Here is a 23,805-nt window from a genome sequence, read left to right on the forward strand (position 1 = left end):
GGCTGGTCGACATGGATGCTCCCACCGCGACGGCGGCGCCCGCCGTGTCGCTCGGTGATGTGCCCTGGGGCGCTGTGTGGGGGCAAGCGGATGCCGTCGCAACTCTGCGTGCTGCAGCATCCGAGCCGTCCGCTCTTACCCACGCGTGGCTCATTACCGGCCCTCCTGGCTCGGGGCGTTCAACTCTTGCGTACGCGTTCGCGGCGGCCCTCATCGCTGAGCCCGGTGACACAGCGGCCATGCGCCAGGTGATCGCGCGCACCCATCCAGACCTCACGGCTCTTCGCACCGAACAGGTGATCATTCGCATCGAAGAGGCACGCAAGCTTGTTGAGCGTGCCTACTTTTCACCTTCTGTCGGTCGATACCGCGTGATCATTGTCGAAGACGCTGATCGCATGGCCGAACGCACGTCCAACGTGTTGCTGAAGGCGCTCGAAGAGCCGCCAGAGCGCACTGTGTGGGTGCTCTGCGCACCGAGCGACGCCGACCTTTTGCCCACGATTCGGTCGCGCGTGCGCACCCTGCGGTTGCGCGAACCTGAGATTGCTGACGTTGCGCGGCTCATCGTGGAACGCACCGGAGCCGATCCTGCTGTGGCTGAACAGTCGGCTCGTCACGCTCAGCGTCATATCGGTATGGCGCAGCGACTCGCGACGGATGCCGCAGCCCGCGACCGGCGAAACGACACCCTGCGCGCCGTGCTCGGTGTGCGCGGTGTGGCCGACGCTGTCGAGGTTGCAGCTCAGGTTGTAAAGGCCGCAACCGAAGACGCAAAGACGCTGACCGCGGAGCGCGATGACTCTGAGCGCTCTCAGCTGTTGCGCACAGTGGGTGTGCCCGAGGGTGCGGCTGTGCCCCCCGGGGTGCGTGCACAGGTCAACGCTCTCGCAGACGAGCAGAAACGGCGCGCGACGCGAAGTCTTCGCGATGGAATCGACCGCGTGCTCACCGACTTGCAAGCGCTGTTTCGCGACGTAGTCATGATGCAGTTCGGTCGCACAGAGGGGCTCATCAACATTGAGCTTGCGGAGCCTCTTCACGCGGTTGCCCTGGCTTGGCCACCCACTCGCACTCTGGCTGTGCTCGATGAGATTGCCACGACGCGGCGTCACCTTGAGCAGAACGCTGCCCCCGCTCTCGCGCTCGAGAGTTTGTTCATCACTGTTGCGACCGGGAGAACCCCATGACTTTTTCGCTTCGTCGTTCGGCTCTTGCGCTCGTTGCAGGGAGTGCGGTTGTGGCCGTGGCCTTGTCTGGCTGCTCTTTCAAGCAAGACTCCACACCAGCACCCACTCGCGCTCCTTCGACATCTGGTGTTGCCGCTGAGCTGCTGCCCTACTACGAGCAGGCTGTGGAGTGGACCGAGTGCAATGACGTCTTCGAGTGCGCGACAGTCACCGCTCCTCTCGATTGGAGCGACACCTCAGCTGGCGATATCGATCTTGCGCTCATTCGGCACACCGCGACTAGGACCGATCCGCTGGGGTCTCTTCTCGTAAACCCAGGAGGACCCGGCGCGAGCGGTGTTGCGCTGGTGCGCGACTCGCTCGATTACTCGGTCGGTGCCGACCTGCAGGTGTCTTACGACGTTGTGGGGTTTGACCCGCGTGGGGTGGGGGATTCGACAGCGGTCAGTTGCTACGACGCATCAGGCATGGACGCGTATCTCTTCGACCTGCCGACGGGCGCGGGCGGAAGCGACGAGTGGACGGCTGAACTGAATGCGGCGAACGCTGACTTTGCGGCGGCATGCGATGCCAACAGTGGCGGCATCCTTCCGTACATCACGACCGAGAATTCAGCGCGCGACATGGACCTCTTGCGGGGTGTGCTCGGCGATGACCAACTCAACTACCTCGGCTATTCGTACGGCACGTTTCTCGGCGCGACGTACGCGAAGCTCTTCCCCGAAAATGTCGGCCGACTCGTGCTTGACGGCGCAATTGATCCGTCTGTTTCTGGCCTCGACGTCGGCACAACTCAGGGCATCGGCTTTGAGTCGGCGCTTCGTGCTTACATGGCCGACTGCCTCGCTGGGGAAGACTGCCCGTTCGCTGGCACAGTCGATGATGCAATGGCAGACCTCGGCACGCTCCTCGCGAGTGTGGACCGCTCACCGCTTGCAAACGCAGATGGCCGGATGCTCGGCTCGAGTTCGCTGATGACAGCAATCATCGCGGCGTTGTACTCGCAAGGCAGCTGGCCGTATCTCACCACCGCGCTGACGAGCGCTCTGGCGGGCGATCCAAGCGTCGCGTTCGTGCTCGCGGACTTCTATTACGCACGCGAAGACGGCGTCTACACCGACAACTCGACAGAGGCTTTTGCGGCATACAACTGCATGGATTATCCGCTCGACTACACGGCAGAGGAAAAGGCTGCGGCGCAGGCCCGCCTCGAAGCTGATGCGCCCACGATTGCACCGTACTGGTCAGGACCCGACCAGTGCGAGGAATGGGTGTACCCCGCTACGGGTGTCCGCGAAGAGATCACTGCCGCGGGCGCTGCCCCGATTGTGGTTGTCGGCACAACGAACGACCCGGCGACGCCTTACGAGTGGTCGGTGGCACTCGCTGATCAGCTTGAGTCCGGTGTGCTCGTCACACGAGTGGGCGAGGGGCACACGGGCTACAACAAGGGCAACGAGTGCGTTGACGACATCGTCGAAAACTACTTCTTGACAGGTGCCGTACCAGCGGAAGATGTTGTCTGCGAATAGTTCGGTTCGCAGGTGTTCTTTCGGCCATGTAAGATCGATGATCGTGCATAGCGCAAGCTACGCGCGCCACCTTAGCTCAGACGGCAGAGCGATTCACTCGTAATGAATAGGTCAAGGGTTCGATTCCCTTAGGTGGCTCCACAACTGGATGTCTGAGGCTTTAAAGTCAGGCGGCCGGTGACTATCACGTTGACTTCCTTCTTCGCGGCGTCGAGGTAAATTCCAGGCTAGCTACAAACTGCTATTCCTCGTTGGTGCACTTCGGTGCTGAGGTGCAGTGGGTAGCCTGATGACTGCAGACGCCTCGACGATGCGCCCGGTCCGGACCGTTTTTCTCCTTTCGACGATGCGCCCGGTCCGGACCGTTTTTCTCCTTGTTCCTACCTTCGGGTTACACGACGATATTCAGAGCGTCTTCGCCAGCCACTGCGCGGTGCGCCCGAGGATCTCGGGCAGGTGGTTGGAGAGGATCTCGTAGTGCTGCCCCGGGTACTCGATGAGTTCCTTGGGCTCGGGCACGCGCGAGAACATCTCGCGTGCCTCTTCGACCGGGGCCACATAGTCCTCGGAGGCGAGGACCATGAGCAGCGGGGTCGCAATCCGCTCGGCGTAGGCGGTGACTTCCATCTCGTACAGGTAGTCCAGCGTCGACAGAGTGATCGCGTTGCGGAACGTCGGCACCTCCTTGAGCATCTGCTCGACGAAATCGAGCCCTTCCTCGTCCGAGAACATGACGGGGTCGCCCGGGGCGGGCACGCCGTGAAGTCGCATCGTCTCGGCCGGCTCGCCGAGCAGCTGCGCTTCGCGATCGGCGGGGATCCGCGCATCCAGCGCTGCGAGCGTGTCCGCGGGCTGCAGGTTGCGCGCCGAGATGCCGCTCACCGGCGGGATGAGGGCGACGGCCGCGGCGACGCGACGGTCCAGCGCTGCAACGAACAGGGTGTTCGCGCCGCCGATGCTGATGCCCCACAGTGCGATCCGATCGCGATCGACTTCGGGCTGCATCCTGAACCAGGTGAGGACGTGCCGCAGGTCACGGCACTGCTGCCACGGGTCGAACAGCTGACGGGGCTCGCCGTCGCTCGCTCCCGTGTAGCGGTGGTCGTAGACGAGCGTCGTAAGTCCTGCCTCGACGAAGGGTCCGACCATCGGGAGGAAGCTGTCGGCAGGCCCGCCCAGTCCGCCCTGGAGGATAACGGCCGGATGCGGGCCGTCACCTTCGGGAGTGAAGAGCTTGCCGCGCAGGACGACGCCCTGCAGGTCGATCTCGATCTCTCGGGTGTTCATGAGTGGTTCCTTTTCTGCTCGGTGCCGACCAGTCGGCCGACGGTGTTCTTACGGGATCGTGCAGCGCGGACGAGGCGGCGCACACCGACCATCCGCATGAGTCGCAGCATCCCCCGGGGAGTGAATCCCGAGGCGCTGCCCTCTTGGGTGATGGCGCGGCGCAGGAGCGGGAATGCGTACGAACGCATCTCGCGCTCGTAGTCTCCGATCGCATCCGTGACGGATGCCGCGCGTCCGTCACGGACCGACACGAGTGCCCCCGCGAGTACCTGCGCGTCGCGCAGCGCCAGGTTCGCCCCGACGCCGAGAGTCGGCGGCATGCCGTGGATCGCGTCTCCCGCGAGCGTCACTCGCGACGCAGTCCACGACTCCGGGGCGTCGACATACCGCAGCTGCGTGAGGAACAGGTCGCCGGGCGTCGCGCGGTCGACCATCTCGACGATCTGCGGATGCCATCCGCGCACGAGGACCTGTAGGGCGGCCTTGAGCTGCTCGGGACTCGCGTCGGCCGGTTCGGCACCGACTTCGCTCCACACTGATTCCGGCACGCCGGCGCCCAGCATCATGTACGGCCCGACGGGGGCCAGATCGGGGAACAGGCCTCGAGCCTCTGCCGCCTCCGCCACGGGGACACGGGGCGTGAACGCGCCCATCGCGAGCACGCCGTTCTCGAGCAGGCGAGGACCCATGACGATGACGAATCCGTCCAGCAGCTCGGGCACGATCGAGCGCTGCAGGTCGGGCGGCAGCGGCGTGCGGCCGTAGATGCCATTCAGCCCGAGGTCGACGACAGCGGCTTCCGGGAGTCGCTGGGCGCGCACGCGCGAGTGCACGCCGTCAAAGCCCACGAGCACGTCACCGCGTTCACGGCGACCGTCCGCGAGGATCACGGTGACGCCCGAGGCATCCTCTTCGAACCCCACGACCTCGCCACGCTCGATCACGTCGTCGAGGCCGCTCAGCAAAATCTGGCGCAGAGTGGACCGGTTGACCGCGGTGTCCTTCCTGCGGTGGCGCACGAGGGCGCCGAGATGTGGCCGGCCGCCGAGGAATCGGAGCCGGTTGTCGAGAAAGACCAGGCGCTCGTGCTCCGGGTCGGTGCGCGAGGTGTCGAGGTAGAGCTCGAACAGGTGCGGCGGCAGCAACGCTTCCAGAGCGGTTCCGCCGTCTCCGTTCATGTGCAGCCGGTAGCCGGCGGCCGATCCCTCGGGCTGGCGCTCGAAGAGCCGGACATGGATGCCCTGCTTCTTCAGTCCCTGAGCCAGGGCCAGACCGCCCACCCCACCGCCGGCGATCAGAACGGTTAGATCGTACGTCATTGTGGCCTCCCCACTTCGTTGTGATGTAGCGACAATATGACTAGACACTTGTCTAGTCAATAGGCAGGTGTCTAGCTCGAGGCTTTATAAGAAAAGCAAGGTGAGATGATCGATTCATGACGAACTCGGTACGAGCGAAGGGGAAGGCACTCACACGGGCACGAATCGTCAAAGCCGCGATAGAAGCATTCTCAGAGCTTGGCTATCGGTCGACAACGATGAGTCACGTCGCCGATCGTGCGGGTATTGGGCGAGCGACGCTCTACCTTCACTTCGCTAGCAAGCACGACCTGGCAGATGAGATCGCACGCAGCATCGAACCTCGGATGATCCGAGTTGTTCGAAGCTTGTCTAGCGTTGCGCTCTCAGAAGAAGGGATCAGCAAGTGGGTTGACTCTGTTATCACGGGGCTACGCTCGTTCGGCACCGTTACCGGGGTAGTAAATGACGCAATCGGGCATAACCCCGATCTTGCGTTATCACTGATGATGAGCATGCGGCGCGCGAGTGCCGGAGTTCTTGCTGAACTTTCCGCGCGCGGCTGGAGGGGTACCATCGACTCGGGCGCCCTGGCGGTCTTGCTCACCGCGACTATGCAACTGGGGTCGAGCTTTTTTGCCGGCAGGGAAAAGGAAAGCACCAGCGTGGAGGAACAGGAAGCTCTTGTCCGGCTCTGGCTTCTTGTGCTGACGAACTAACCGGGCGATGCGGACCCGGTATCGGGTGTGGGAATCAAGCTGCCCACCACGCAGGTGGATACACTCAGGGCACGGAGGTAACGATGGCACGAATCAGAGCAGGGCAGGGTGGCCCGAGCATGATGGACGTCGCGCGCCGGGCTGGCGTGTCGATTGCCACGGTGTCGAACGTGGTCAATGGCAAGGGTAACGTCTCCCAGCGGACGACCGAGCGCGTTAACAAGGCGGTCTCGGAACTCGGATTCGTCCGTAACGACGCGGCTCGTATGTTGGCAACCGGTTCAACTAGTTCGATCGGGATGGTTCTCGCGGACCTAGATAATTCGCTCTTCGTCGACATGGCCCATGGAGCGCAGCAGGGCGCTGACGAACGCGGCTATCGTCTTCTCCTCGGAAACTCAGCATGTTCGATCCCTCGGCAGGAAGATTACCTGCGACTTTTCGATGAAGCGCGTGTCGCGGGTGTGCTCCTTGCGCCAATGGAGGACTCGACCGTGGGAATCGAGCAGATACGGTCCCACGGTCGACCAATCGTCCTGATCAACTACCAACAAGTGGGATCTGATTGCTGTACGGTACTTGTCGACAACGAGATGGTGGGATATCTCGCAGCGCGACACCTTATTGATCTTGGCCGCCGTCGACTCGTCTTTCTAGCAGACAAAGATTTCTATCAGCCGGTGCACGATCGGCGCGAAGGTGTGCGCCGGGCGGTTAGTGAAATGAGCGACGTCTCGCTGGAAGAGATCGACACGCAAGGCTTGCGATTCGAGCATGGCCTGAAGGTCGCTGAAGATTTCGGGACGCTCGGACGAGCAGACTTACCTGACGGCGTCGTGGCCGTCACCGACGAAATCGCCAACGGCCTCGCGACAGGTCTGCACGCGCAGGACATTGCGGTGGTGCCGAATGACATCGCGATTATTGGATGCGAGGACAACCGGTCCGCCCAGAGTGGGCCAGTTCTGTTGACGACCGTTGGCCTTTCAGGCACGCAACTCGGTCAGGCCGCGACGGATCTGCTCATCGAGGAGCTGACGACGCCGGTTTGGGAACATACCCACCGCACCGTCATCGTTGCGCCCTCGCTGGTCTTGAGGGGCAGCACGGCGATAGGGGCATTCATGCCTGCCTGATGGGTGTTTGACAGAAAATGCATTTGGGTCTAGTGTCTGTTAAGCGCTTAATTAAAGCGCTTAAATCACGGCATTACATTTGCGTTTCAAGGAGGAAATGTGTCCATTACCCGTACGCGCCGCATCTCGCGTGCGCTCCCTCTCATCGTCGCCGCCGCAGCCGTCGCGTCCCTTACGGCCTGCGCAGGCGGAGGTGGTACAAGTGAGAGCTCATCGTCAAGCTTCGGACTTCTCATCAACGATGACAACGCCGTTGTGCAAGACACGCTAACGTCTTTGAGTAAAGGTGCGTGCGAGGCCGAAAACGCCACTGCTGCTCTGAGCATCGACACAGTCCCGCAATCCGGACTCGACCAGCAACTCCAGCTGCTCGGAGGACAGAACGCGCTTCCAGCCCAGTTCGCTGCGAGCGGATCTCCAGCCGTGACGAAGGATCTCAACGAGGCGGGACAGACTCTCAACCTCGAGTCGGCGCTGACAGATCTCGGCGTCATCGACGACATTGAGCCCGCCGCGATGTCTACTATCGAGAACATCTACGGAGATTTCATTGTTCTGCCGTACCAGTTCAATATTGAGGGTGTCTGGTATAACAAGCAGATCTTCGCTGAGAATGGAATCGACGTGCCCAAGACGTGGGACGACCTCGTCAGCGCAGCGAAAACTCTCAAGGCCGCGGGGCTTACCGCGTTTTCAGCGTCGGGCGAGCAGGGGTGGCCCATCACACGCTTGATCAGCGGCTACCTCTATCGCGAACTCGGGCCAGATGCGATGCAGAAAATTGCGGACGGCGAGGCCAAGCTTACGGATCCTGAATATGTCGCCGCAGCGCAGGCGATTGCCGATCTCGGAGCCGCGGGATACTTTGGCGAAGGCGTCGGGTCGATCGACTACGATACTGCGGTCTCGCAGTTCTTGACCGGTCAGGCCGGAATGTTCTACATGGGAAGTTGGACACTCGGTGCTTTCAATGACCCCGACCAGAATCAGATTGGCGAGGACAACATCGGATTCTTTGCATTGCCTGAGGTCGAGGGTGGAGCAGGAAGTGCTGCCCAGATCCCGGCCAACGTTGGTCTACCCATCGCCGTTTCGGCAAAATCTTACGATGACAACGTCGGCGCGTGGTTGAGCTGCATCGCCGAAAATTATGGAGCCGAGTCGCTCACTGAGCAGGGCACGATCTCCGGATTTAAGACGAACGGGGATGTGGCGGGCCTTCCCCCGCTGACTCAGCTTACGCAAGACACGATCGCCCAGACGGAAGAGACGACGCTCTGGTTTGAAGCTCTCTTCGGTGCCAAGGCGACGACTACGAGTCAGCAGAACGCTGCCCAGCTGGTGACCGGCGCGATAAGTGCTCAAGATTTCATGAACCTTGTGCAGACCGACCTGGATGCCGAGTAGGCATACCGATCGCGAGGGGGCGGCGACAGTTCTGCCGCCCCCTCATTCTCAGGAAGTAGCCCCATGAAGAATGTCCTCGGTGACCGCAAGTCGATCGCCATCCTGCTGGCGCCCGCTTTGGTCGTCTACACGCTCGGGATGCTCATTCCCGTTCTCTGGTCGCTGGGTTTGACCTTTTTCGAAGGCAACGCCCTCTTTGGCTTTCAGTATGTTGGTGTGGCTAACTTCGTCGAATTGTTCCAGGACGCGCGCGTGCTCGACGCGCTTTGGTTCACGATCCGATACGCCGTCATCATTACTGCTGGGCAGATTCTGCTGGGCTACGCCCTCTCGCTCCTGTACACATTCGCGCTGCGGCGAGGTTCAAGCGTCGTCCGAACGCTTGTGTTTTTCCCTGTAGTCCTTCCGACTGTCGCGGTGGCATTGCTGTTCCAACAAATGTTTGCTGTGGCGCCGCAACAGGGAATCGTCAATGAGTTCCTCAATTTTCTCGGCCTCTCCAGCGTCGACTGGTTCGGCAACCCCGGTACCGCATTTATGGTGGTCATCCTTATGGACCTCTGGCGGTCGATGGGTTTCTACGCGGTTTTGCTGTACGCCGGGTTGGTCGATATTCCAGAAGACATTCTCGAATCCGCGCGGTTGGATGGAGCGAGCGGCTGGCGCTTGGTACGCCACATCGTGGTCCCGCTCTCGCTTCCGGTCTTGCTGTCGGCGGTCATCTTTTCGATCAACGGAACATTGAAGGTTTTCGATTCGATCCTCGCGTTGACTAACGGTGGGCCAGGCACATCGACCACTCCACTGACGTTATATATGTACCAGACATCGTTTTCATACGGGGAGTACGGGTACGGCAGCACGATCGCCATGGTGCTTACGATTCTCTGCCTCGGTGTCACCGTCTTTATCTTCCGTTCCGCCCGCGCCGATAACACTCAGAGCTGACCATGACAACTACGACAGCTATCCCTGCTTTTTCAGCAGACTCGACCCCTCGGGCCCGAGGCCGATCACGCTTCTTGCGCAAACTTCCGGTTCGTGTCCTCGTCGGCGTCCTGCTGGTGGTCGAAATCTACCCACTGGTTTGGCTTCTGCTCAGCTCCTTCAAGAGTCAGAACGAGTTCCTCACCGAGCCCAGTTGGGCACTACCATCCCAACTAAACCTCGACAACTACGTCACCGCCTGGACTGACGGCAACCTCGGCACCTATGTGCGCAACAGTATTCTCGCGACATTTCCGTCGCTAGTGATGATTATTCTGCTCGGTGTAGCGGCCGGGTTTGCCCTTGAGGTGCTTGTGTGGAAGGGGCGTAATCAAACTTTGCTGCTGTTCCTGGTGGGCATAATGGTGCCGGGTCAGATGATTCTTCTGCCGCTGTTCACCGTCTACTTTCAGGTGGGCCTCGCAGGAACCCTGTGGCCCCTCATCATTACCTACACCGCCACCGGACTGCCCCTGACAGTGTTCATGATGGCGACTTTTTTTCGATCGGTGCCTCGAGAGGTTTTTGAAGCAGCCACGCTCGATGGTGCCAGCGTCTTGCGAGCATTCTGGTCGATCGGATTTCCGATGGTACGCAACGCGGTCTTTACCGTTGCCCTGGTCCAGTTCTTCTTTATCTGGAATGACCTTCTGATCGCGCTCACCTTCACCACGGACCAGAACCTGCGCACTATCCAAGTAGGACTTCTCACGTTCAGTGGCGAGTTTGGCCAGACTGCGTACGGGCCATTGTTCGCGGCCATTTGTATCAACGTGTTCGGAGCGCTGGCTATCTACCTCGTGCTTAATCAACGAATCATGAAGGGTCTTACGGCCGGCTCGGTCAAAGGCTGACGCACACCCTTTCGATTTTTCCGCACACGATCCACGAGAGACGGTTACCTGTGTCTGTCACGCCCTTTGCACCCTCAATCGAGCATCATCGCGTTCCTCTCGGGATCGGCGAGCGCAATCCGCGTTTGTCTTGGAGCATCCGCTCGGCTCCAAAGGGCTGGGTGCAGAAGTCATTCGAGATCGAGGCCGTGGTTGAAGGGCGACGCCGCACTGCGAGTGTCGAAGGATCTTCTTCGACACTCGTGGAGTGGCCTTTCGCACCGCTGACTTCTTCTCAGCGTGCGCTCGTACGAGTGCGAGTCCAGGGAGCTGATGAAAACGCGCCAGGACGGTGGAGTGCGCGGACCGTGCTGGAGACTGGTCTGTTGGATCCTGCAGACTGGATCGCACTACCGATCGGCCCGTCGTGGCACGAAGACCCCCAGTCCGATCGCAGGCCCGCGCTGTTGCGCTCGACGTTCGCTGTCACAGCACCGATCGTTCGCGCCCGCCTCTACATCACAGCGCATGGACTTTACCGGGCGGAGATTAATAACCAGCGGGTCGGCGATGACGAGCTCGCGCCAGGGTGGACCAGCTACTCGCACCGTCTCCGCGTATACACCTACGATGTGACCGCCCTGCTACGGGAGGGTTCCAACGCTATCGGTGTCACGCTTGCTGACGGCTGGTTTCGGGGGAGGGTCGGCTTCCATGGCGGGCATTCCAATTTGTACGGGACCCAGACGGCTCTGCTTGCGCAGGTGCGCGTCGACCTTGCGGACGGTACACATATCGTGCACGGCACTGGGCCTGAATGGTCGTGCGCTCCCGGTCCGATCATGCGCACCAACTTACTCGAGGGGGAGTCTTTCGACGCGCGCGAAACCCAAAACGGGTGGTCGACTCCTGGTTTCGCGGAAAGCTGGGAGCCCGCAGCACCGCGGGAGATTGATCTGCATACGCTCACGGCCCCCGACGGCCCCCCGGTGCGATGCGTCGAGGAGCGATCACCCGCAGCCGTGCGATCGTGTGGTGGAGGAAGATTCGTCATCGACTTCGGGCAGAACTTGGTTGGGCGGCTACGAATCGAGGTCGATGGCATCTCCGGTCACGAGATCACAATTAGGCACGCCGAGGTTCTTGACGCCGAAGGCGAGTTGTATACCAGACCACTTCGCGGGGCGTACTCGATCGACCGGTACATTCTGGACGACTCCGGTGTGCAGCAGTGGGAACCGGCTTTTACAATTCATGGCTTCCGCTACGCGGAATTGAGCGGGTGGCCGGATAATCTGCCAATCGACGGACGTGTCGTAGCGCGAGTGATTCACACCGATATGGCCCGCACAGGCTGGTTCTCGTCCTCTGATGAAGACCTTAATCGTCTGCACGAAAATGTGGTGTGGAGCATGCGTGGCAACTTCGTGGATTTGCCAACGGACTGCCCACAGCGTGACGAGCGGTTGGGTTGGACTGGAGACATCCAGATATTCGCCCCCACCGCAGGATACCTTTTTGATTGCGCTGGGCTTCTTGCCTCATGGCTGCGCGACGTAGCTGCCGAGCAGCAGCCGGACGGCACGGTTCCCTGGTACGTCCCGGTAATTCCCGGCGGCGACCAGTGGACCCCGCCCCGCCCGGGAGCCGGTTGGGGAGATGCTGCGGTGATAGTCCCAGCGGCACTTTATGCCCACTTTGGAGATACCGACATACTACGTAGGCAATATCCTTCTGCGCGCGCGTGGTCAGACCTGCAAGCGCGCCTGGCGGGCGACAACCATGTGTGGGACACCAGCTATCAGCTGGGAGACTGGCTCGATCCGAGCGCTCCGCCGGACGACCCCGCGAACGGCATGACTGACCCCAACCTTGTCGCGACAGCTTACTTCGCACGGTCGGCGGCCATACTGGCTGATTTCGAGATTGAGCTTGATTCAGCCGAACGGCGGCTCTTGCGCGAGCGGGCGAACCTCGCGCGCAAAGGGTTTCGATCACGGTATCTAAGCGCACCGGGCACGCTCACTTCGGATTCGCAGGCGGCTTACGCGATCGCGATCGTATTCGGGCTGTTCGACCAGGACGAGCTCGCGATAGCAGGGGATAATCTCGCCCGACTCGTCCGCGCGGCCGATTATCACCTCACCACCGGGTTCCTCGGAACGCCTACGCTCTTGGACGCCCTGACGCTTGGCGGCCACATCGAGGTAGCCTATGCGCTGCTTCGGCAACGCAGCGTGCCGTCGTGGCTGTATCCCGTGACGATGGGCGCAACAACCATATGGGAGCGCTGGGACAGCATGTTGCCAGACGGAAGTGTCAATCCGGGGGACATGACTTCGTTCAATCACTTTGCATTCGGCTCGGTCGCCGACTGGATGCATCGTACGGTCGCTGGCATGGCCCCGCTCAGCCCAGGCTGGACTCGCATTCGCTTCCGCCCGGGCTATGAGAGCGGGTTAGACGCGGCATCCGCCGTTCACCAGACTCCGCTCGGTCGGGCCGAGATCTCTTGGCAGCGCTCCGGAACTACGATCACTGCCACCGTCGTCGTTCCTGTTGGCGCAGTGGGTGCGTTCGAGGGCCCAAAAGGTGAGACGACGCGGCTCACATCGGGAACGCACCAGATGTTCGTTGACGCCGCGTAGATCCGAACCATAGTTCGTTCCAATTTAAGGGGCGGTGAGGCTGCGCCTCACCGCCCCTTAAACTCTTAGCCCTGGAGCCACCGCTGGTTGGCTCCACCGTTGCAGGCCCATTGGTTGGTCGACGCACCGTTGTCGGTGCTGTTGCCCCACACCTCCAAGCACAGCCCGCTGGCCGCATTTGAAACGGTGACGTACCCGCCCAGCGTCGGCGTGATAGTCCACTGTTGCGAACCGCTGGTAGAACATGTGGCCTGAGTCATAACAGTGCCTGGCGAAGAACTGCCGTTCTCGGGCACCAAGCATTTGCCGCTGTTAACGTTAACCACCTGGTAACTATTACTGCTGGAAGCTTGTAGCGTCCAGCGTTGGTTAGCGCCGCCGTTGCAGTTTCCTTGTCTGACGCCCGCGTTCTCAGCCGTGCTAAGACCCCAGACGTCAAGGCACTTCGAACTGTGCGCGACCTGCAGGGTTAGCTCGCTCTTTCCTGCGGGAGCCCCGAAGACCGGCCATCCGTTCTGGTAGCTCAGCGGACGAACGTCGAGCGATTCGCGACCGTTGTTGGCCGCGTCGTAATAGTGGTAGGCGAAAGAACTGGACGAACCGTCCTGATAGACGTCGCCACCACCGGCCGCGACACGCGGATAGGTGCCGGCCAGGACGACAGTGCCCGCGCCGTCGACCATCTTTCCGCCGCTCATGTCGGTGTAAGGCCCGGTGACCGACGTTGAACGTGCGACGACCGTGTGATAGGTGCTGCTGCTGCCGGAGCAGCAGAGGCCTTTAGAGCCATAGAGATAGAAGTAGTCGCCGTCGTGCGCGATCGATACCCCTTCGACGCCGGTGGCGATCTTCCACAGGTTGTGGTCGGTGGTGGAGAGCTTTCCGCTGGTCTCATCCAGCACGTGCATGTAGACGGCTCCTCCTGTCCATGATCCCCAAGACACGTAGAGGCGGTTGTCTTCGCCGCGGATGACATCCGGGTCGATTGGATAGTTCACGTCGGTGACCATGCCCTGGTCGGTCCACGGGCCGGCAGGATCACTTGCGGTCAACAAACCCATTACCGCATCGGCGGTTCCCCAGACAGACGCGCCGTAGTACAGGTGATATTCGCCGTCGAAATAGTTGATGTCCGGCGCCCAGATGTTCGGCGGCGTCTTGCCGAGCTTCGTCGTGATCCACGCGGGCGTCGTGCTCCACGTGTTACCTATCTTTGCCCAGCCCGTTGCCGGTGTGGCATCGCACGTCCGAAATACAGTGATCGAGCCCGTGGGGTTCTGCTGGTCATTCTCAAAGCCAGTGGAATACGCGTAGTAGCACGACCCGACCTTGATCATCGAAGGATCGTGCATCCGGGTCTCACCACTGAGGGCGTTGGCTGGCGCCGCTGACACGAGGACCGACAGAAGCAAAGCGGCTGTGGTTAGCACGGCGATAACGAAGCGGCGGAGGGGCGTATGTGAGGTTTTGGACAAAATCGACTCCTTTATCGATTGGACACGCAACGCGAGTGAAGCGCTTAAATTCGACAGTGGCAGATACCCCAACATGTCGTCAAGTGGATGTCCCGCCGTCGCGCGTTAAGCAGTGGTGCGCGACTGCCTGAACCCGGGCGACGGGCCCCAGCAGGCAGCCAAATTCTTTTCGGCTTGCTTCCAAACCACATGCGTCTCGCTGGCAACGAGATCTCAGGTGTGCGCGGTGCCGAATTAAAACGCGGTTTACCATTTGCGCTTCGGCGCAAACGTGCTCTCGCAAGCCGTGTCCTTTTGGCTCGAATATGCTGATCGACCCACGTGGGACAATTACGTCGATTCACGACTTATGATCAAGCCAGACGGCCAAAAAGCCGGGGAGCGTCCGATCGTCGTACGTGGCACAACGACAGGGGTTCTGGGTCTGGAGGCTGCGGTGGAGCACGTCGTAGATATGGAACACGTCGTAGATATGCTGCTCGAGATCATGTCTTGGGCGGGCATCGGCATGGGACTCATCGTCATCATCGTCGCCGTCGTTCTGCATTTTGTAGACGGTCGCTGGGTGTCGATACGCGCGTACGTCGACCGCGACGGCGACCAATCCGTGGCGCGGTGGTTCGACGAGTCTGGGCACGTGGGAAGCGTCATCCTTCGCCCCGACCACATCGAGCGCGTTGATGGCGACATGATCGATATCTACTGTCGGCGCGGAAGCCTCAGCCGCTACCGTGTGACGCCGGGATGGCCGCTCGTTCGAGCCGTCAGTTTGTTCGGGGCAGGTTTTCTCGCGCTCGGCGTTGTCGCCGTCCTAGTCTCGTTTGCCCTGCTGTTCGTGCGCGGATAGTCCTCTACGCGATCGCGAGGAGAGCGCCCGCGGCCACGGCGAGCGCGAGCCCGAGACCTTGCACCAGCGCGATCCTCTCTCGCAGAACGAGCGCTGCGAGAAGAATTGTTCCCGCCGGGTAGAGGGCGGTGAGTGCGGAAACGATCGACAGTTGCCCGTCGCGAAGGGCGACGAGCAAGAGTACGTTCGCGACGGCATCCGTCACTCCACATGCGATCGCGAGTAGCCAAGCGCGGCGAACCGTGCCGGCGCGGTGCGGGCGCAGGGGAGCCGTTGGGCTCTGGCCGCGTCGCAGCGCAACGAGCATGAGCACGCCAACGATCGATCCCGTGATGGCGGCATTTACGGCACGATTCATGACCAGAGGAATGAGCCCGCTGCTGTCCGCGGTCTGGTTGATCAAGATGAGAAACGCGCCGATAGACAGCCCCGACCCGGTCGCCATCGCGACCCCGAGAGCCGAGGGGCGTACCGTCTTCTGGCCCGGAACGAAACCAACGAGCACAACCGCGACAACGGCGAGAGCGAGCCCCACGTAACCAACGGATGCCAGTGACTCGCCGTCGACGAGTAGGCCCCACATCATCGGGGCAATCGCCGCCACGACCGCGGTGAGCGGCGACAGGATGCTCATCGGTCCGATAGCGAGGCACGCGTACAACAGCCCGATGGCGGCAGCACCCGCGATGCCGGAAAGCGCGCCCCAGATAACGTCCTCACGGTTCCAGGTTCCCCCGAAAAAGGGTGCAGCGATGAGTAAAAGGAGGAGGCCAGAGCCGGCAGCTGTCGCCGTGACGACTACTGCTTTGAGCCGGCGTGCCGCAAGTCCGCCCAGGAAGTCGGCGGAGCCGTAAACGAGGGCGCCCACGAGGGCGATAACGGCGGAGAACATTCTCGCCAGCATAAAGGGCTAGCAAAAATATCTTTTCGCTAGATAAGCTAGATACATGGCGAACGAACGACGCGTGCAACCGACGCGATGGCTCCGGGTCGGTATTCCAGCACTTCTCGTGCTCGTATGGCTCATCGGTGGGTCCGTGGGTGGACCCTATTTCGGCAAGGTCGACGAGGTCTCGAGCAATGACCAGTCAAGCTATTTACCCTCGAGTGCCGACGCGACACAGGTCACCGAACGCCTGACCGACTTCACAGGGAGCGACACAATTCCTGCTCTCGTTGTCGTGACGGGAGACGGTGACCTCACCGATGCGCAGATCGCGGACCTGCAGGCGCTCGTGACCGACATTGGCAACCTCGACGGTGTCTCGGGTGACGTTTCTCCTCCGGTCATCTCCGAAGATGGCGAAGCCGCCCAGATATTTGTGCCGCTGAATGCGGCGGACGATATCGGCGACGTCGTGGGAGAGCTCCGCACGATGATCTCCGACGAATTGCCCGCAGGTCTTAATGCCTGGGTGACGGGAGCCGCCGGCTTCAGTGCAGATCTTGTGGCGGGTTTCCTCGGAATCGACGGACTGCTTCTTCTCGTCGCTCTCGGCGCCGTGTTCGTCATTCTGATCATCGTCTACCGCTCGCCGCTTCTGCCAATCCTCGTGCTGTTGACTTCGACGTTCGCACTGTGTGTTGCGCTTTTGACGGTCTGGTGGCTGGCGAAGGCCGAGATCCTCGTCCTCAACGGACAAGTCCAGGGAATTCTGTTCATCCTCGTGATCGGTGCCGCGACCGACTATGCCCTGTTATACGTCGCGCGGTTCCGAGAATCGATCGGACAAGGAAAACGTCGATGGGATGCCACGCGCTCGGCCTGGCGTGGAGCGTTTGAGCCGATTCTCGCCTCTGGCGGCACCGTTATCGCTGGCCTTCTCTGCCTGTTGCTCTCTGATCTCGCAACCAACCGCGCGCTCGGACCGATCGCCTCGATCGGTATCGCGTTCTCGATGCTCGCCGCCCTTACCTTCTTGCCCGCGCTACTCGCGCTCGTTGGCAAGGCCGCGTTCTGGCCGTTCATTCCGAAGCACGGCATGGTCGTGATCCCCGACGACCTCACTCAGCCGGTGAAGGGCCTCTGGCCACGGCAGGCGCGCTTCATCGCGCGTCACGCGCGCCCGGTGTGGATCATCTGCACGGTGGTGTTGCTGGCGGCATCCGCGGGTGTTTTGCAGCTGAAAGCCGATGGTGTGCCAACGAGCGATCTGGTGCTCGGCGCATCGCAGGCACGCGACGGTCAGAACGTGCTGGGCGAGCATTTTCCTGGTGGATCCGGAAGCCCGGCCTACGTGATCGTGCCCGAAAGTGACCTTGCTGACACCGTGACAGTGCTCGACGACTCGGCCGGAATCGATGCTGTCGCCGTATCGTCCGAGGACTCGCCAACGGGCCAAGCGAGCGTGACCATCGAAGATGGAGCACCCGTTTTCGCCGCCGTGGGTCCGCCCGGAACAGCGGCACCAACCGCGACAGTCTCGGACGGCGACGTGCTCGTTATCGCGACTTTGACGGATGCCGCCGACTCCGTCGCCGCCGAAGAAACGGTTCGTGAGCTGCGTACATCGTTCGACGACAGCCTTGGCGCAGGCACAGCGCTCGTCGGGGGAGTGACTGCGACGGATATCGACACGAACGACACCTCGATCCGTGACCGCACCCTCATCATTCCGGTCGTGCTCGTTGTGATCCTGCTGATCTTGATGCTCCTGCTGCGGGCTGTTGTTGCTCCGGTGCTGCTGATTCTCAGCGTCATCGTGTCGTTCGGGGCCGCGCTGGGGGTGAGCGCACTGGTCTTCAACCACCTCTTCGACTTCGCCGGTGCCGACCCCGCCGTTCCGCTCTACGGGTTCGTGTTCCTCGTCGCGCTCGGCGTCGACTACAACATTTTCTTGATGTCGAGGGTGCGCGAGGAGTCGCTTGGTCACGGCACAAGGCGAGGCATTTTGCGGGGTCTTGTGGCAACCGGTGGCGTGATCACCTCGGCTGGTCTCGTCTTGGCTGCAACATTCGCCGCGCTCGGTGTGATTCCGATCCTGTTCCTCGCGCAGCTGGCGTTCATCGTGGCGTTCGGTGTGCTGCTCGACACATTCGTCGTGCGCTCACTTCTGGTGCCGGCGGTCGCCTACGACATAGGCCGCGCAATCTGGTGGCCGTCCAAGCTGTGGCGACATGGTCACGAGACCGTCGAGCAGCGGCGAGATGAGGCATCCGAGACGATGACACGAGCCGAGTACCGACGTACGCTCGAGTCATGAGCAAGGCACTGTTTATCGTCGACGTTCAAAATGACTTCACCGAGCATGGCGCTCTGGGCGTTGCCGGTGGGGACGCGGTGGCTGCACGCATCTCGCAGTTTGTCGCCGAGCATGCCGATGACTATGAAATCGTCGTCGCATCTCGAGACTGGCATGACGGTTCGAACGACAATGGCGGCCACTTCGCCGAATCGCCGGACTTTGTAGACACGTGGCCAGTGCACTGTGTGGCCGGAACCTTTGGTGCTGAGTACGACGCCGAGTTCGACACGTCTCGGGTGACCTATCACCTCAAAAAAGGTCAGGGAAAGCCGGCCTACTCGCTGTTTGAAGGTGTGAGCGACGATGGGCTCACTGCGACAGCACTTCTCGAGCAACACGGCATTCTCGATATCGACGTCGTCGGGCTTGCGACCGATTACTGCGTACGGGCATCTGCGCTCGATGCCGTGGCAGCAGGCCGCCACGTGCGAATCTTCACTGATCTTGTGGCCGGGGTTCACCCAGCCTCGAGTGAAGCAGCGCTCGCCGAGGTCGCGCACGCGGGTGCTGAGCTCGCTGAGACTCCACTTCCCGAATGATCATCGCCTTCGGGGCGGTGCTCTTGGTCGCGATCCTCATCTCCGGGATCGCGAACCGCACGGTGTTATCGACAGCTGTGCTCTTCCTCATCGCCGGGTTCCTACTCGGCGACGGTGTTCTCGGAGTCATTGATCTTTCGGCGGGCGATCCGACCGTCAGTCTGATCGCGCAACTCGCGCTGTTCATCGTGCTGTTCACCGACGGTCAGCGCATAGCCGTTGGCGATCTGCGCCGCGCGTGGCGTCTACCAGGTCGAGCGCTGCTGTTCGGAATGCCGCTGACCTTCGCCATGACGGCGTTTCTCGGGATGCTTCTCCTCGGTGTTCCGTGGATCCAAGCTGCCCTCATCTCGGCGGTGCTGGCACCTACCGACCCGGTGCTGTCGTCGGCCATCGTCGGGCGAGAAGAAATCCCCGGCCGCATCCGTCACCTGCTGAGCGTCGAGTCCGGCCTCAACGACGGGCTCGCGCTGCCTGCGGTGTTGATCTTCTTGGCCATTGCCGATGGCGAGCAGACCGAGTTCGGCCTGCTCGCGCTCGAGCTCATCGGCGGCATCGTGCTGGGCGTTGCGGTGCCGCTCCTGGTTGCACTTCTCGTGCGGCTGCGCTTCTTCCCCTCGACGCCGTTGTATGCCGCACTGACACCCGTCGCGATCGCATGCCTCATCTTCGGCATCAGTACCGCCACCGGTGCCAACCTGTATCTCGCTGCGTTCGCCGCGGGCATCACGATCGCCACGGCGATGCCAGAGGTGCGAGATTCGTTCATCGAGTTCGGCGACTACGTCGCCGAGGTGGTCAAGCTCTTGGCGCTCTTCGTGTTCGGAGCGCTGATTTCGCCCGCAGTGCTCGGCGACGTCAATATCTGGGGTTACATCTTCTGTGCGCTCACGCTCGTGTTGGCGAGGCCGCTTGCTGTCGAAGTGTCTCTCATAGGCAGTCGCCTACCGTGGGAAGAGCGAGCGACGGCGGCGTGGTTCGGGCCGAAAGGCTTTGCATCGGTGCTGTACGGGCTGCTTGTACTCGAGAGCGGCCTGGTGGATGCCACCCATCTCTTCCACATCATCGTGGTGGCTATTTCGTTCTCGATCATCGCGCACTCATCGACCGACGTTCCGATAGCCAGGTGGTTCGCGAAGCGTGAGCAAGAAGACCGTGATCGGGCTGCCGTGAGCCGGGCCTAGGTCTTCATCGGCGCCATCTCTTGAAGCGCACGCGCTACCGGGGACGACTCTGGCTGGACGCTCGAGGCTGAGATCCAGATGGAGGTCGAGATCAATGTCGACGTCGTGACGTTGACTTGATCACGCGCCGCGCCGCCACCTTGCGTTTAAAAGGGCGGATGCGGATCGGGTAAGTCCGAACTATCGGGCACGTCGGGTTCGAATGCGACCCCGGGTGGTTTGTCGGTGTAACTTCGACCGGTCGGCGAGGTCCACTCCAAGACACCGTCGCCCTTTTGCTTCACCGACCACTTGCTCGCGTGTTTCAAGCTGTGGTGTCTTCGACACAGATGCGCAAGGTTGTGCTGATGCGTCGGACCACCAAGAGCGGCATCGACCGTGTGATCAATGTCGCACCGGTGGGTGGGCATACGGCATCCGATGAACCGGCAGTGTTGATCTCGCGCCCGAAGCTGCCGTTTCAGCTGATCACTCGGCCGGTATCGATCGACCGCCACCACAGTTCCTGTCACGGGCCGAGTGAATACTCGATCCCACCCCGGCGCGGTACCGGCGAGCCGCCTCGCGCTCTCGGGGTCTACCAGGCTCAGCCCCGAAAGATCCGCGGGGGTCGATGAGGTACCCGCAAGCGTGGTCGCAGGCACCGTGACCTGCACGATCGCCCGGATCGCACCCAGCCCACCACAGTCGTCGCCCGCCAATGGGTCGAGGCTCGGCACCGAGGTGAGCAGCATGTCGGAGAACAGGTCAGCGCGGATCTGATCCGTCGTCCGCCGATCATCAACCACGGGCTCGTCCTCAGCGCGAAGCTTCGTACCGTAATCCGATCGCCCTGTTTGGAAGTCCTTCAAAGCCCGCGCCTGCTGCGTCAGCCGGTTGAAGATCCCATGCGCCTGCACTGACGGCAGCACTGCTTGAATCGAACTCATCCCATCAGCAAGATCAAAAAGTCGCACCGTGCGCGTCGCGTTGGCGTCTTCGAAGCGTTCCTCAAGCGTCCGCGGATGTGCTTTCTCCGCCAACGCGGCAGCGAACCCGCGGAGCCGTCCCGGTGTCTCGGCCTCAGCGACCTCGACCACTTCTTGGTCGTATCGGGCCTTGGCTGCGGCATCCGTGAGGTTTATGCCCGCCCGCAGTATTTCTTGCACATGCCGTTCCGAGATGCGACCTGCGCTCCACGATGCGAACGTCTCGGGGTAGTGCTCGGTGACGTCCATCGCCTCATCGATGCGATTTTGCGTCGTGCGATCCGACATCCGCAATGCCGCCGCGAATTCTGCGGCCATGGAACGCATCGGAATCTCTCGTTCCCGCGACTCACGCGACGGAATGAGACGCATCTCAGCGAGCGCCATACGCCCGCCTTCGGCGAAATCTGCTGCCAGCCCTGCCTGCAGCCGCGCGATTTGCGCGAGCCGAGATTCCGCCGACAACACAACCTCAGCCCGGGTGCGTGCCCCGGCTCGGTGTGGTGTGGTCGTGTTCTCTGACATGACTCAAGTATCGAACATACCTCCGACATTGACCACGCTAGACCAGCTCGTGCGGTTTCACCCGAAAGGCTTTGCATCGATGCTGTCCGGGCTGCGGCGAGTCGCTGACCGATGATCTCTGACGTCTCGTCGGGCCCATGAATGTGGTATTCATTAGCTATGTGTGAGTTGACGCTTACGTCAGTGCGTTCATCTACGTCGACGCGGCCGAAGTCCTCCGCAACGGCGCCTGGGGGGTAGTAGGGGGTGCTGCGATGAGCAGCAAATTGCGCGCGCGCATCACACGTTCTTCGGCGAAGTTGGCCGTGACCGCGCTGGTTGCGGTATCGATCAGTTTCATGCCACAGCAAGCGATGGCTGCAGAATCGCCGTTGCCCGAGCCGAGTGGCAGCGTGGCCGTCGAGCCGAGTACATCGCCCACCATCGACGTTATTTCGTCACTCTTGACGGATATTCCGACAATTTCGGGAACGCCCAAAGTCGGTTCCACGCTGACTGTTAACCCGGGTGAGTGGGAAGCAGGCGCGAGCTTCTCCTATCAATGGTTTGCTGACGATGCTCCACTTTTATCCGCGACACAAGCGACGCTGAAGCTCGCGAACACGATGGCTGGCACGCGCATTACTGTGCAGGTCACCGGGGCAAAGGAGAGCTTTGAATCGGCATCAGAGACTTCGCCCGCGACCTCGGTGGTTACGGGAGGCATTCTCGCGGCGGTGACGCCGAAAATCTCTGGCACCGCCGCGATCGGGTCGAAGCTCACGGCAGTCACCGGCTCATGGACGATCGGCACAGCGCTCTCGTTCCAGTGGTGCGCGAGCGGTAAAGCGATCTCGGGGGCGACATCTTCGACATACGTCGTCACATCGTCGCTTTCCGGGGCTCAGATATCGGTGAAGGTCACCGGAGCCAAGTCGGGCTTCACGTCCGTCTCGAAGACATCGTCAGTGACGGCGCGAGTGCTCGCGTCGCCGGTACCGAAAATCTCCGGCTCTGCCGCTGTAGGCGCCAAACTGACGGCGAAGCCAGGGTCATGGACGAGCGGGACGACCCTCAAATATCAGTGGTACGCGGACGGTAAGGCGATCTCAAAAGCGACCGGCGCGACGTATACGGTCAGTTCGTCGCTTGCGGGCAAGTCGATTTCCGTGAAGATTTCAGGTGCCAAGTCTGGGTACGTGTCAGTGTCACGTACATCGTCGGGCACAGCCCTGGTGCTTCTGGCCTCGACCCCGAAGTTGTCTGGCACGGCTGCGATTGGTTCGAAACTGACGGTCTCGCGTGGTTCTTGGACAAGCGGCACGACCTTCAAATACCAGTGGTACGCGAGCGGCAAAGCAATCTCGGGTGCGACCTCGTCAATATATGTTGTGACTTCGGCTCGAGCCGGCGCGCAAATTTCTGTGAAGGTCACCGGTTCGAAGTCAGGCTTCACAACGGTCGCGAAGACGTCGACATCCACCGCGAAGGTTCTCGCGGCATCCACACCGAAAATCTCGGGCTCCGTCAAAGCTGGGTCGACGCTTTCTGCAAAACCGGGTTCGTGGACGAGCGGCACCACACTCAAATACCAGTGGTACGCGAACGGCAAGGCAATATCAAAGGCAACTGGCGCGACGTACACGACGACAGCGTCGACAGTGGGTAAGAAAATCACGCTGCGAGTGACCGGATCGAAGTCAGGATACGTCTCGGTGTCTCGCACGTCGGCCGCGACGGCGACGATCGTTGCACCGCCAAAACCCCCAAAGCCCGCCGCGCCTGCGAAACCAAGCAGGCCCGCGGACAACAAGAACTGCAGTGACTTCGCAAGCCAAGCGGCGGCGCAGGCGGCTTTCAACAAGTACTACCGGTATTACGGCGACGTCTTCGGCTTGGATGCTGATATGGACCGAATCGCTTGTGAGTCCCTGCGATAGCTGTGCAGCCCGTCCACGCTGCTAAGAGTTCTATCGCGGGTTTCTTCCTGCAGGATTTGCCACTGC

Annotated in this window: 18 protein-coding genes and 1 tRNA gene; 14 read left to right on the forward strand and 5 right to left on the reverse strand. The window is 61.3% G+C overall.

Annotated features, from left to right (window positions below; all coding sequences use genetic code 11):
• Positions 1-11 precede the first annotated feature (11 nt).
• From G6N83_RS10590 to G6N83_RS10600, 3 genes are all read left to right on the forward strand, one after another.
• Positions 12-1,190: a DNA polymerase III subunit delta' gene (locus tag G6N83_RS10590; protein ID WP_165141861.1), complete on the forward strand. Its 1,179-nt coding sequence runs from the start codon at positions 12-14 to the stop codon at positions 1,188-1,190.
• Positions 1,187-2,722 carry an alpha/beta hydrolase gene (locus tag G6N83_RS10595; protein ID WP_165141863.1) on the forward strand — a complete coding sequence of 512 codons (1,536 nt, stop codon included), beginning with the start codon at positions 1,187-1,189 and terminating at the stop codon, positions 2,720-2,722. The genes G6N83_RS10590 and G6N83_RS10595 overlap by 4 nt, the downstream gene beginning before the upstream one ends.
• Positions 2,723-2,787: 65 nt before the next feature.
• Positions 2,788-2,863, forward strand: a tRNA-Thr gene (locus tag G6N83_RS10600).
• A 264-nt stretch (positions 2,864-3,127) separates the two neighbouring features.
• Here G6N83_RS10600 and G6N83_RS10605 read toward each other — a convergent pair.
• A complete protein-coding gene (locus G6N83_RS10605; RefSeq protein ID WP_165141865.1) occupies positions 3,128-4,009 on the reverse strand; it encodes an alpha/beta hydrolase in 882 nt (293 codons plus the stop codon).
• Positions 4,006-5,328 carry an FAD-dependent oxidoreductase gene (locus G6N83_RS10610; protein ID WP_165141867.1) on the reverse strand — a complete coding sequence of 441 codons (1,323 nt, stop codon included), beginning with the start codon at positions 5,326-5,328 and terminating at the stop codon, positions 4,006-4,008. The genes G6N83_RS10605 and G6N83_RS10610 overlap by 4 nt, the downstream gene beginning before the upstream one ends.
• Before the next feature lie 116 nt (positions 5,329-5,444).
• On the opposite strand from G6N83_RS10610, the gene G6N83_RS10615 reads away from it, so the two are divergent.
• From G6N83_RS10615 to G6N83_RS10640, 6 genes are all read left to right on the forward strand, one after another.
• A complete protein-coding gene (locus tag G6N83_RS10615) occupies positions 5,445-6,026 on the forward strand; it encodes a TetR/AcrR family transcriptional regulator (RefSeq protein ID WP_165141869.1) in 582 nt (193 codons plus the stop codon).
• Positions 6,027-6,109: 83 nt separating this feature from the next.
• A complete protein-coding gene (locus tag G6N83_RS10620; protein ID WP_206535810.1) occupies positions 6,110-7,162 on the forward strand; it encodes a LacI family DNA-binding transcriptional regulator in 1,053 nt (350 codons plus the stop codon).
• A gap of 99 nt (positions 7,163-7,261) precedes the next feature.
• Entirely contained in the window at positions 7,262-8,569 is a 1,308-nt protein-coding gene (locus G6N83_RS10625) for an ABC transporter substrate-binding protein (RefSeq protein ID WP_206535811.1), read from the forward strand.
• Between the two features lie 63 nt (positions 8,570-8,632).
• A complete protein-coding gene (locus G6N83_RS10630; protein ID WP_165141871.1) occupies positions 8,633-9,517 on the forward strand; it encodes a carbohydrate ABC transporter permease in 885 nt (294 codons plus the stop codon).
• 74 nt (positions 9,518-9,591) lie between these two features.
• Positions 9,592-10,410 carry a carbohydrate ABC transporter permease gene (locus G6N83_RS10635; RefSeq protein WP_241246190.1) on the forward strand — a complete coding sequence of 273 codons (819 nt, stop codon included), beginning with the start codon at positions 9,592-9,594 and terminating at the stop codon, positions 10,408-10,410.
• Positions 10,411-10,460: 50 nt separating this feature from the next.
• Positions 10,461-13,037, forward strand: a complete 2,577-nt coding sequence (locus G6N83_RS10640; protein WP_165141875.1) for an alpha-L-rhamnosidase — start codon at positions 10,461-10,463, stop codon at positions 13,035-13,037.
• A 65-nt stretch (positions 13,038-13,102) separates the two neighbouring features.
• On the opposite strand, the gene G6N83_RS10645 is transcribed toward G6N83_RS10640, so the two are convergent.
• Positions 13,103-14,374, reverse strand: coding sequence for a family 43 glycosylhydrolase (locus G6N83_RS10645; RefSeq protein ID WP_206535812.1), 1,272 nt, complete (start codon positions 14,372-14,374; stop codon positions 13,103-13,105).
• A gap of 487 nt (positions 14,375-14,861) precedes the next feature.
• On the opposite strand from G6N83_RS10645, the gene G6N83_RS10650 reads away from it, so the two are divergent.
• Positions 14,862-15,359 (forward strand): hypothetical protein, encoded by a 498-nt coding sequence (locus G6N83_RS10650; RefSeq protein ID WP_165141879.1) that lies wholly within the window; start codon positions 14,862-14,864, stop codon positions 15,357-15,359.
• 4 nt (positions 15,360-15,363) lie between these two features.
• Here the strand turns inward: G6N83_RS10650 and G6N83_RS10655 are convergent, their stop codons facing one another.
• Positions 15,364-16,251, reverse strand: a complete 888-nt coding sequence (locus G6N83_RS10655; protein WP_165141881.1) for an EamA family transporter — start codon at positions 16,249-16,251, stop codon at positions 15,364-15,366.
• A 55-nt stretch (positions 16,252-16,306) separates the two neighbouring features.
• Between G6N83_RS10655 and G6N83_RS10660 the strand changes: the two genes are divergently transcribed.
• Genes G6N83_RS10660 through G6N83_RS10670 form a run of 3 tightly spaced genes read left to right on the forward strand, consistent with a single transcriptional unit; the run spans position 16,307 to position 20,327 of the window.
• Positions 16,307-18,562: an MMPL family transporter gene (locus G6N83_RS10660; RefSeq protein WP_165141883.1), complete on the forward strand. Its 2,256-nt coding sequence runs from the start codon at positions 16,307-16,309 to the stop codon at positions 18,560-18,562.
• Positions 18,559-19,143: an isochorismatase family protein gene (locus G6N83_RS10665; RefSeq protein WP_165141885.1), complete on the forward strand. Its 585-nt coding sequence runs from the start codon at positions 18,559-18,561 to the stop codon at positions 19,141-19,143. Before G6N83_RS10660 ends, G6N83_RS10665 begins: the two co-directional genes overlap by 4 nt.
• Positions 19,140-20,327: a cation:proton antiporter gene (locus G6N83_RS10670; RefSeq protein WP_165141887.1), complete on the forward strand. Its 1,188-nt coding sequence runs from the start codon at positions 19,140-19,142 to the stop codon at positions 20,325-20,327. The genes G6N83_RS10665 and G6N83_RS10670 overlap by 4 nt, the downstream gene beginning before the upstream one ends.
• Positions 20,328-20,473: 146 nt before the next feature.
• On the opposite strand, the gene G6N83_RS10675 is transcribed toward G6N83_RS10670, so the two are convergent.
• Positions 20,474-21,820, reverse strand: a complete 1,347-nt coding sequence (locus G6N83_RS10675; RefSeq protein ID WP_165141889.1) for an HNH endonuclease signature motif containing protein — start codon at positions 21,818-21,820, stop codon at positions 20,474-20,476.
• A gap of 254 nt (positions 21,821-22,074) precedes the next feature.
• Between G6N83_RS10675 and G6N83_RS10680 the strand changes: the two genes are divergently transcribed.
• The gene (locus G6N83_RS10680; RefSeq protein WP_165141891.1) at positions 22,075-23,739 is read left to right on the forward strand and encodes an excalibur calcium-binding domain-containing protein; all 1,665 of its coding nucleotides are present in this window, start codon (positions 22,075-22,077) and stop codon (positions 23,737-23,739) included.
• Positions 23,740-23,805 lie beyond the last annotated feature (66 nt).

Origin of the sequence: Microbacterium endophyticum, from assembly GCF_011047135.1 — a bacterium.
Taxonomy (GTDB): Bacteria; Actinomycetota; Actinomycetes; order Actinomycetales; family Microbacteriaceae; genus Microbacterium; species Microbacterium endophyticum.

What these genes read in the sequence shown, in the direction of transcription:
- G6N83_RS10615 (WP_165141869.1), top strand. Translation starts at nt 5,445, where the DNA reads ATGACGAACTCGGTACGAGCGAAGGGGAAGGCACTCACACGGGCACGA.
- G6N83_RS10630 (WP_165141871.1), top strand. Translation starts at nt 8,633, where the DNA reads ATGAAGAATGTCCTCGGTGACCGCAAGTCGATCGCCATCCTGCTGGCG.
- G6N83_RS10645 (WP_206535812.1), bottom strand. Translation starts at nt 14,374, where the DNA reads ATGATCAAGGTCGGGTCGTGCTACTACGCGTATTCCACTGGCTTTGAG.
- G6N83_RS10595 (WP_165141863.1), top strand. Translation starts at nt 1,187, where the DNA reads ATGACTTTTTCGCTTCGTCGTTCGGCTCTTGCGCTCGTTGCAGGGAGT.
- G6N83_RS10655 (WP_165141881.1), bottom strand. Translation starts at nt 16,251, where the DNA reads ATGTTCTCCGCCGTTATCGCCCTCGTGGGCGCCCTCGTTTACGGCTCC.
- G6N83_RS10590 (WP_165141861.1), top strand. Translation starts at nt 12, where the DNA reads ATGGATGCTCCCACCGCGACGGCGGCGCCCGCCGTGTCGCTCGGTGAT.
- G6N83_RS10610 (WP_165141867.1), bottom strand. Translation starts at nt 5,328, where the DNA reads ATGACGTACGATCTAACCGTTCTGATCGCCGGCGGTGGGGTGGGCGGT.
- G6N83_RS10650 (WP_165141879.1), top strand. Translation starts at nt 14,862, where the DNA reads ATGATCAAGCCAGACGGCCAAAAAGCCGGGGAGCGTCCGATCGTCGTA.
- G6N83_RS10605 (WP_165141865.1), bottom strand. Translation starts at nt 4,009, where the DNA reads ATGAACACCCGAGAGATCGAGATCGACCTGCAGGGCGTCGTCCTGCGC.
- G6N83_RS10660 (WP_165141883.1), top strand. Translation starts at nt 16,307, where the DNA reads ATGGCGAACGAACGACGCGTGCAACCGACGCGATGGCTCCGGGTCGGT.
- G6N83_RS10675 (WP_165141889.1), bottom strand. Translation starts at nt 21,820, where the DNA reads ATGTCAGAGAACACGACCACACCACACCGAGCCGGGGCACGCACCCGG.
- G6N83_RS10665 (WP_165141885.1), top strand. Translation starts at nt 18,559, where the DNA reads ATGAGCAAGGCACTGTTTATCGTCGACGTTCAAAATGACTTCACCGAG.
- G6N83_RS10620 (WP_206535810.1), top strand. Translation starts at nt 6,110, where the DNA reads ATGGCACGAATCAGAGCAGGGCAGGGTGGCCCGAGCATGATGGACGTC.
- G6N83_RS10670 (WP_165141887.1), top strand. Translation starts at nt 19,140, where the DNA reads ATGATCATCGCCTTCGGGGCGGTGCTCTTGGTCGCGATCCTCATCTCC.
- G6N83_RS10680 (WP_165141891.1), top strand. Translation starts at nt 22,075, where the DNA reads ATGAGCAGCAAATTGCGCGCGCGCATCACACGTTCTTCGGCGAAGTTG.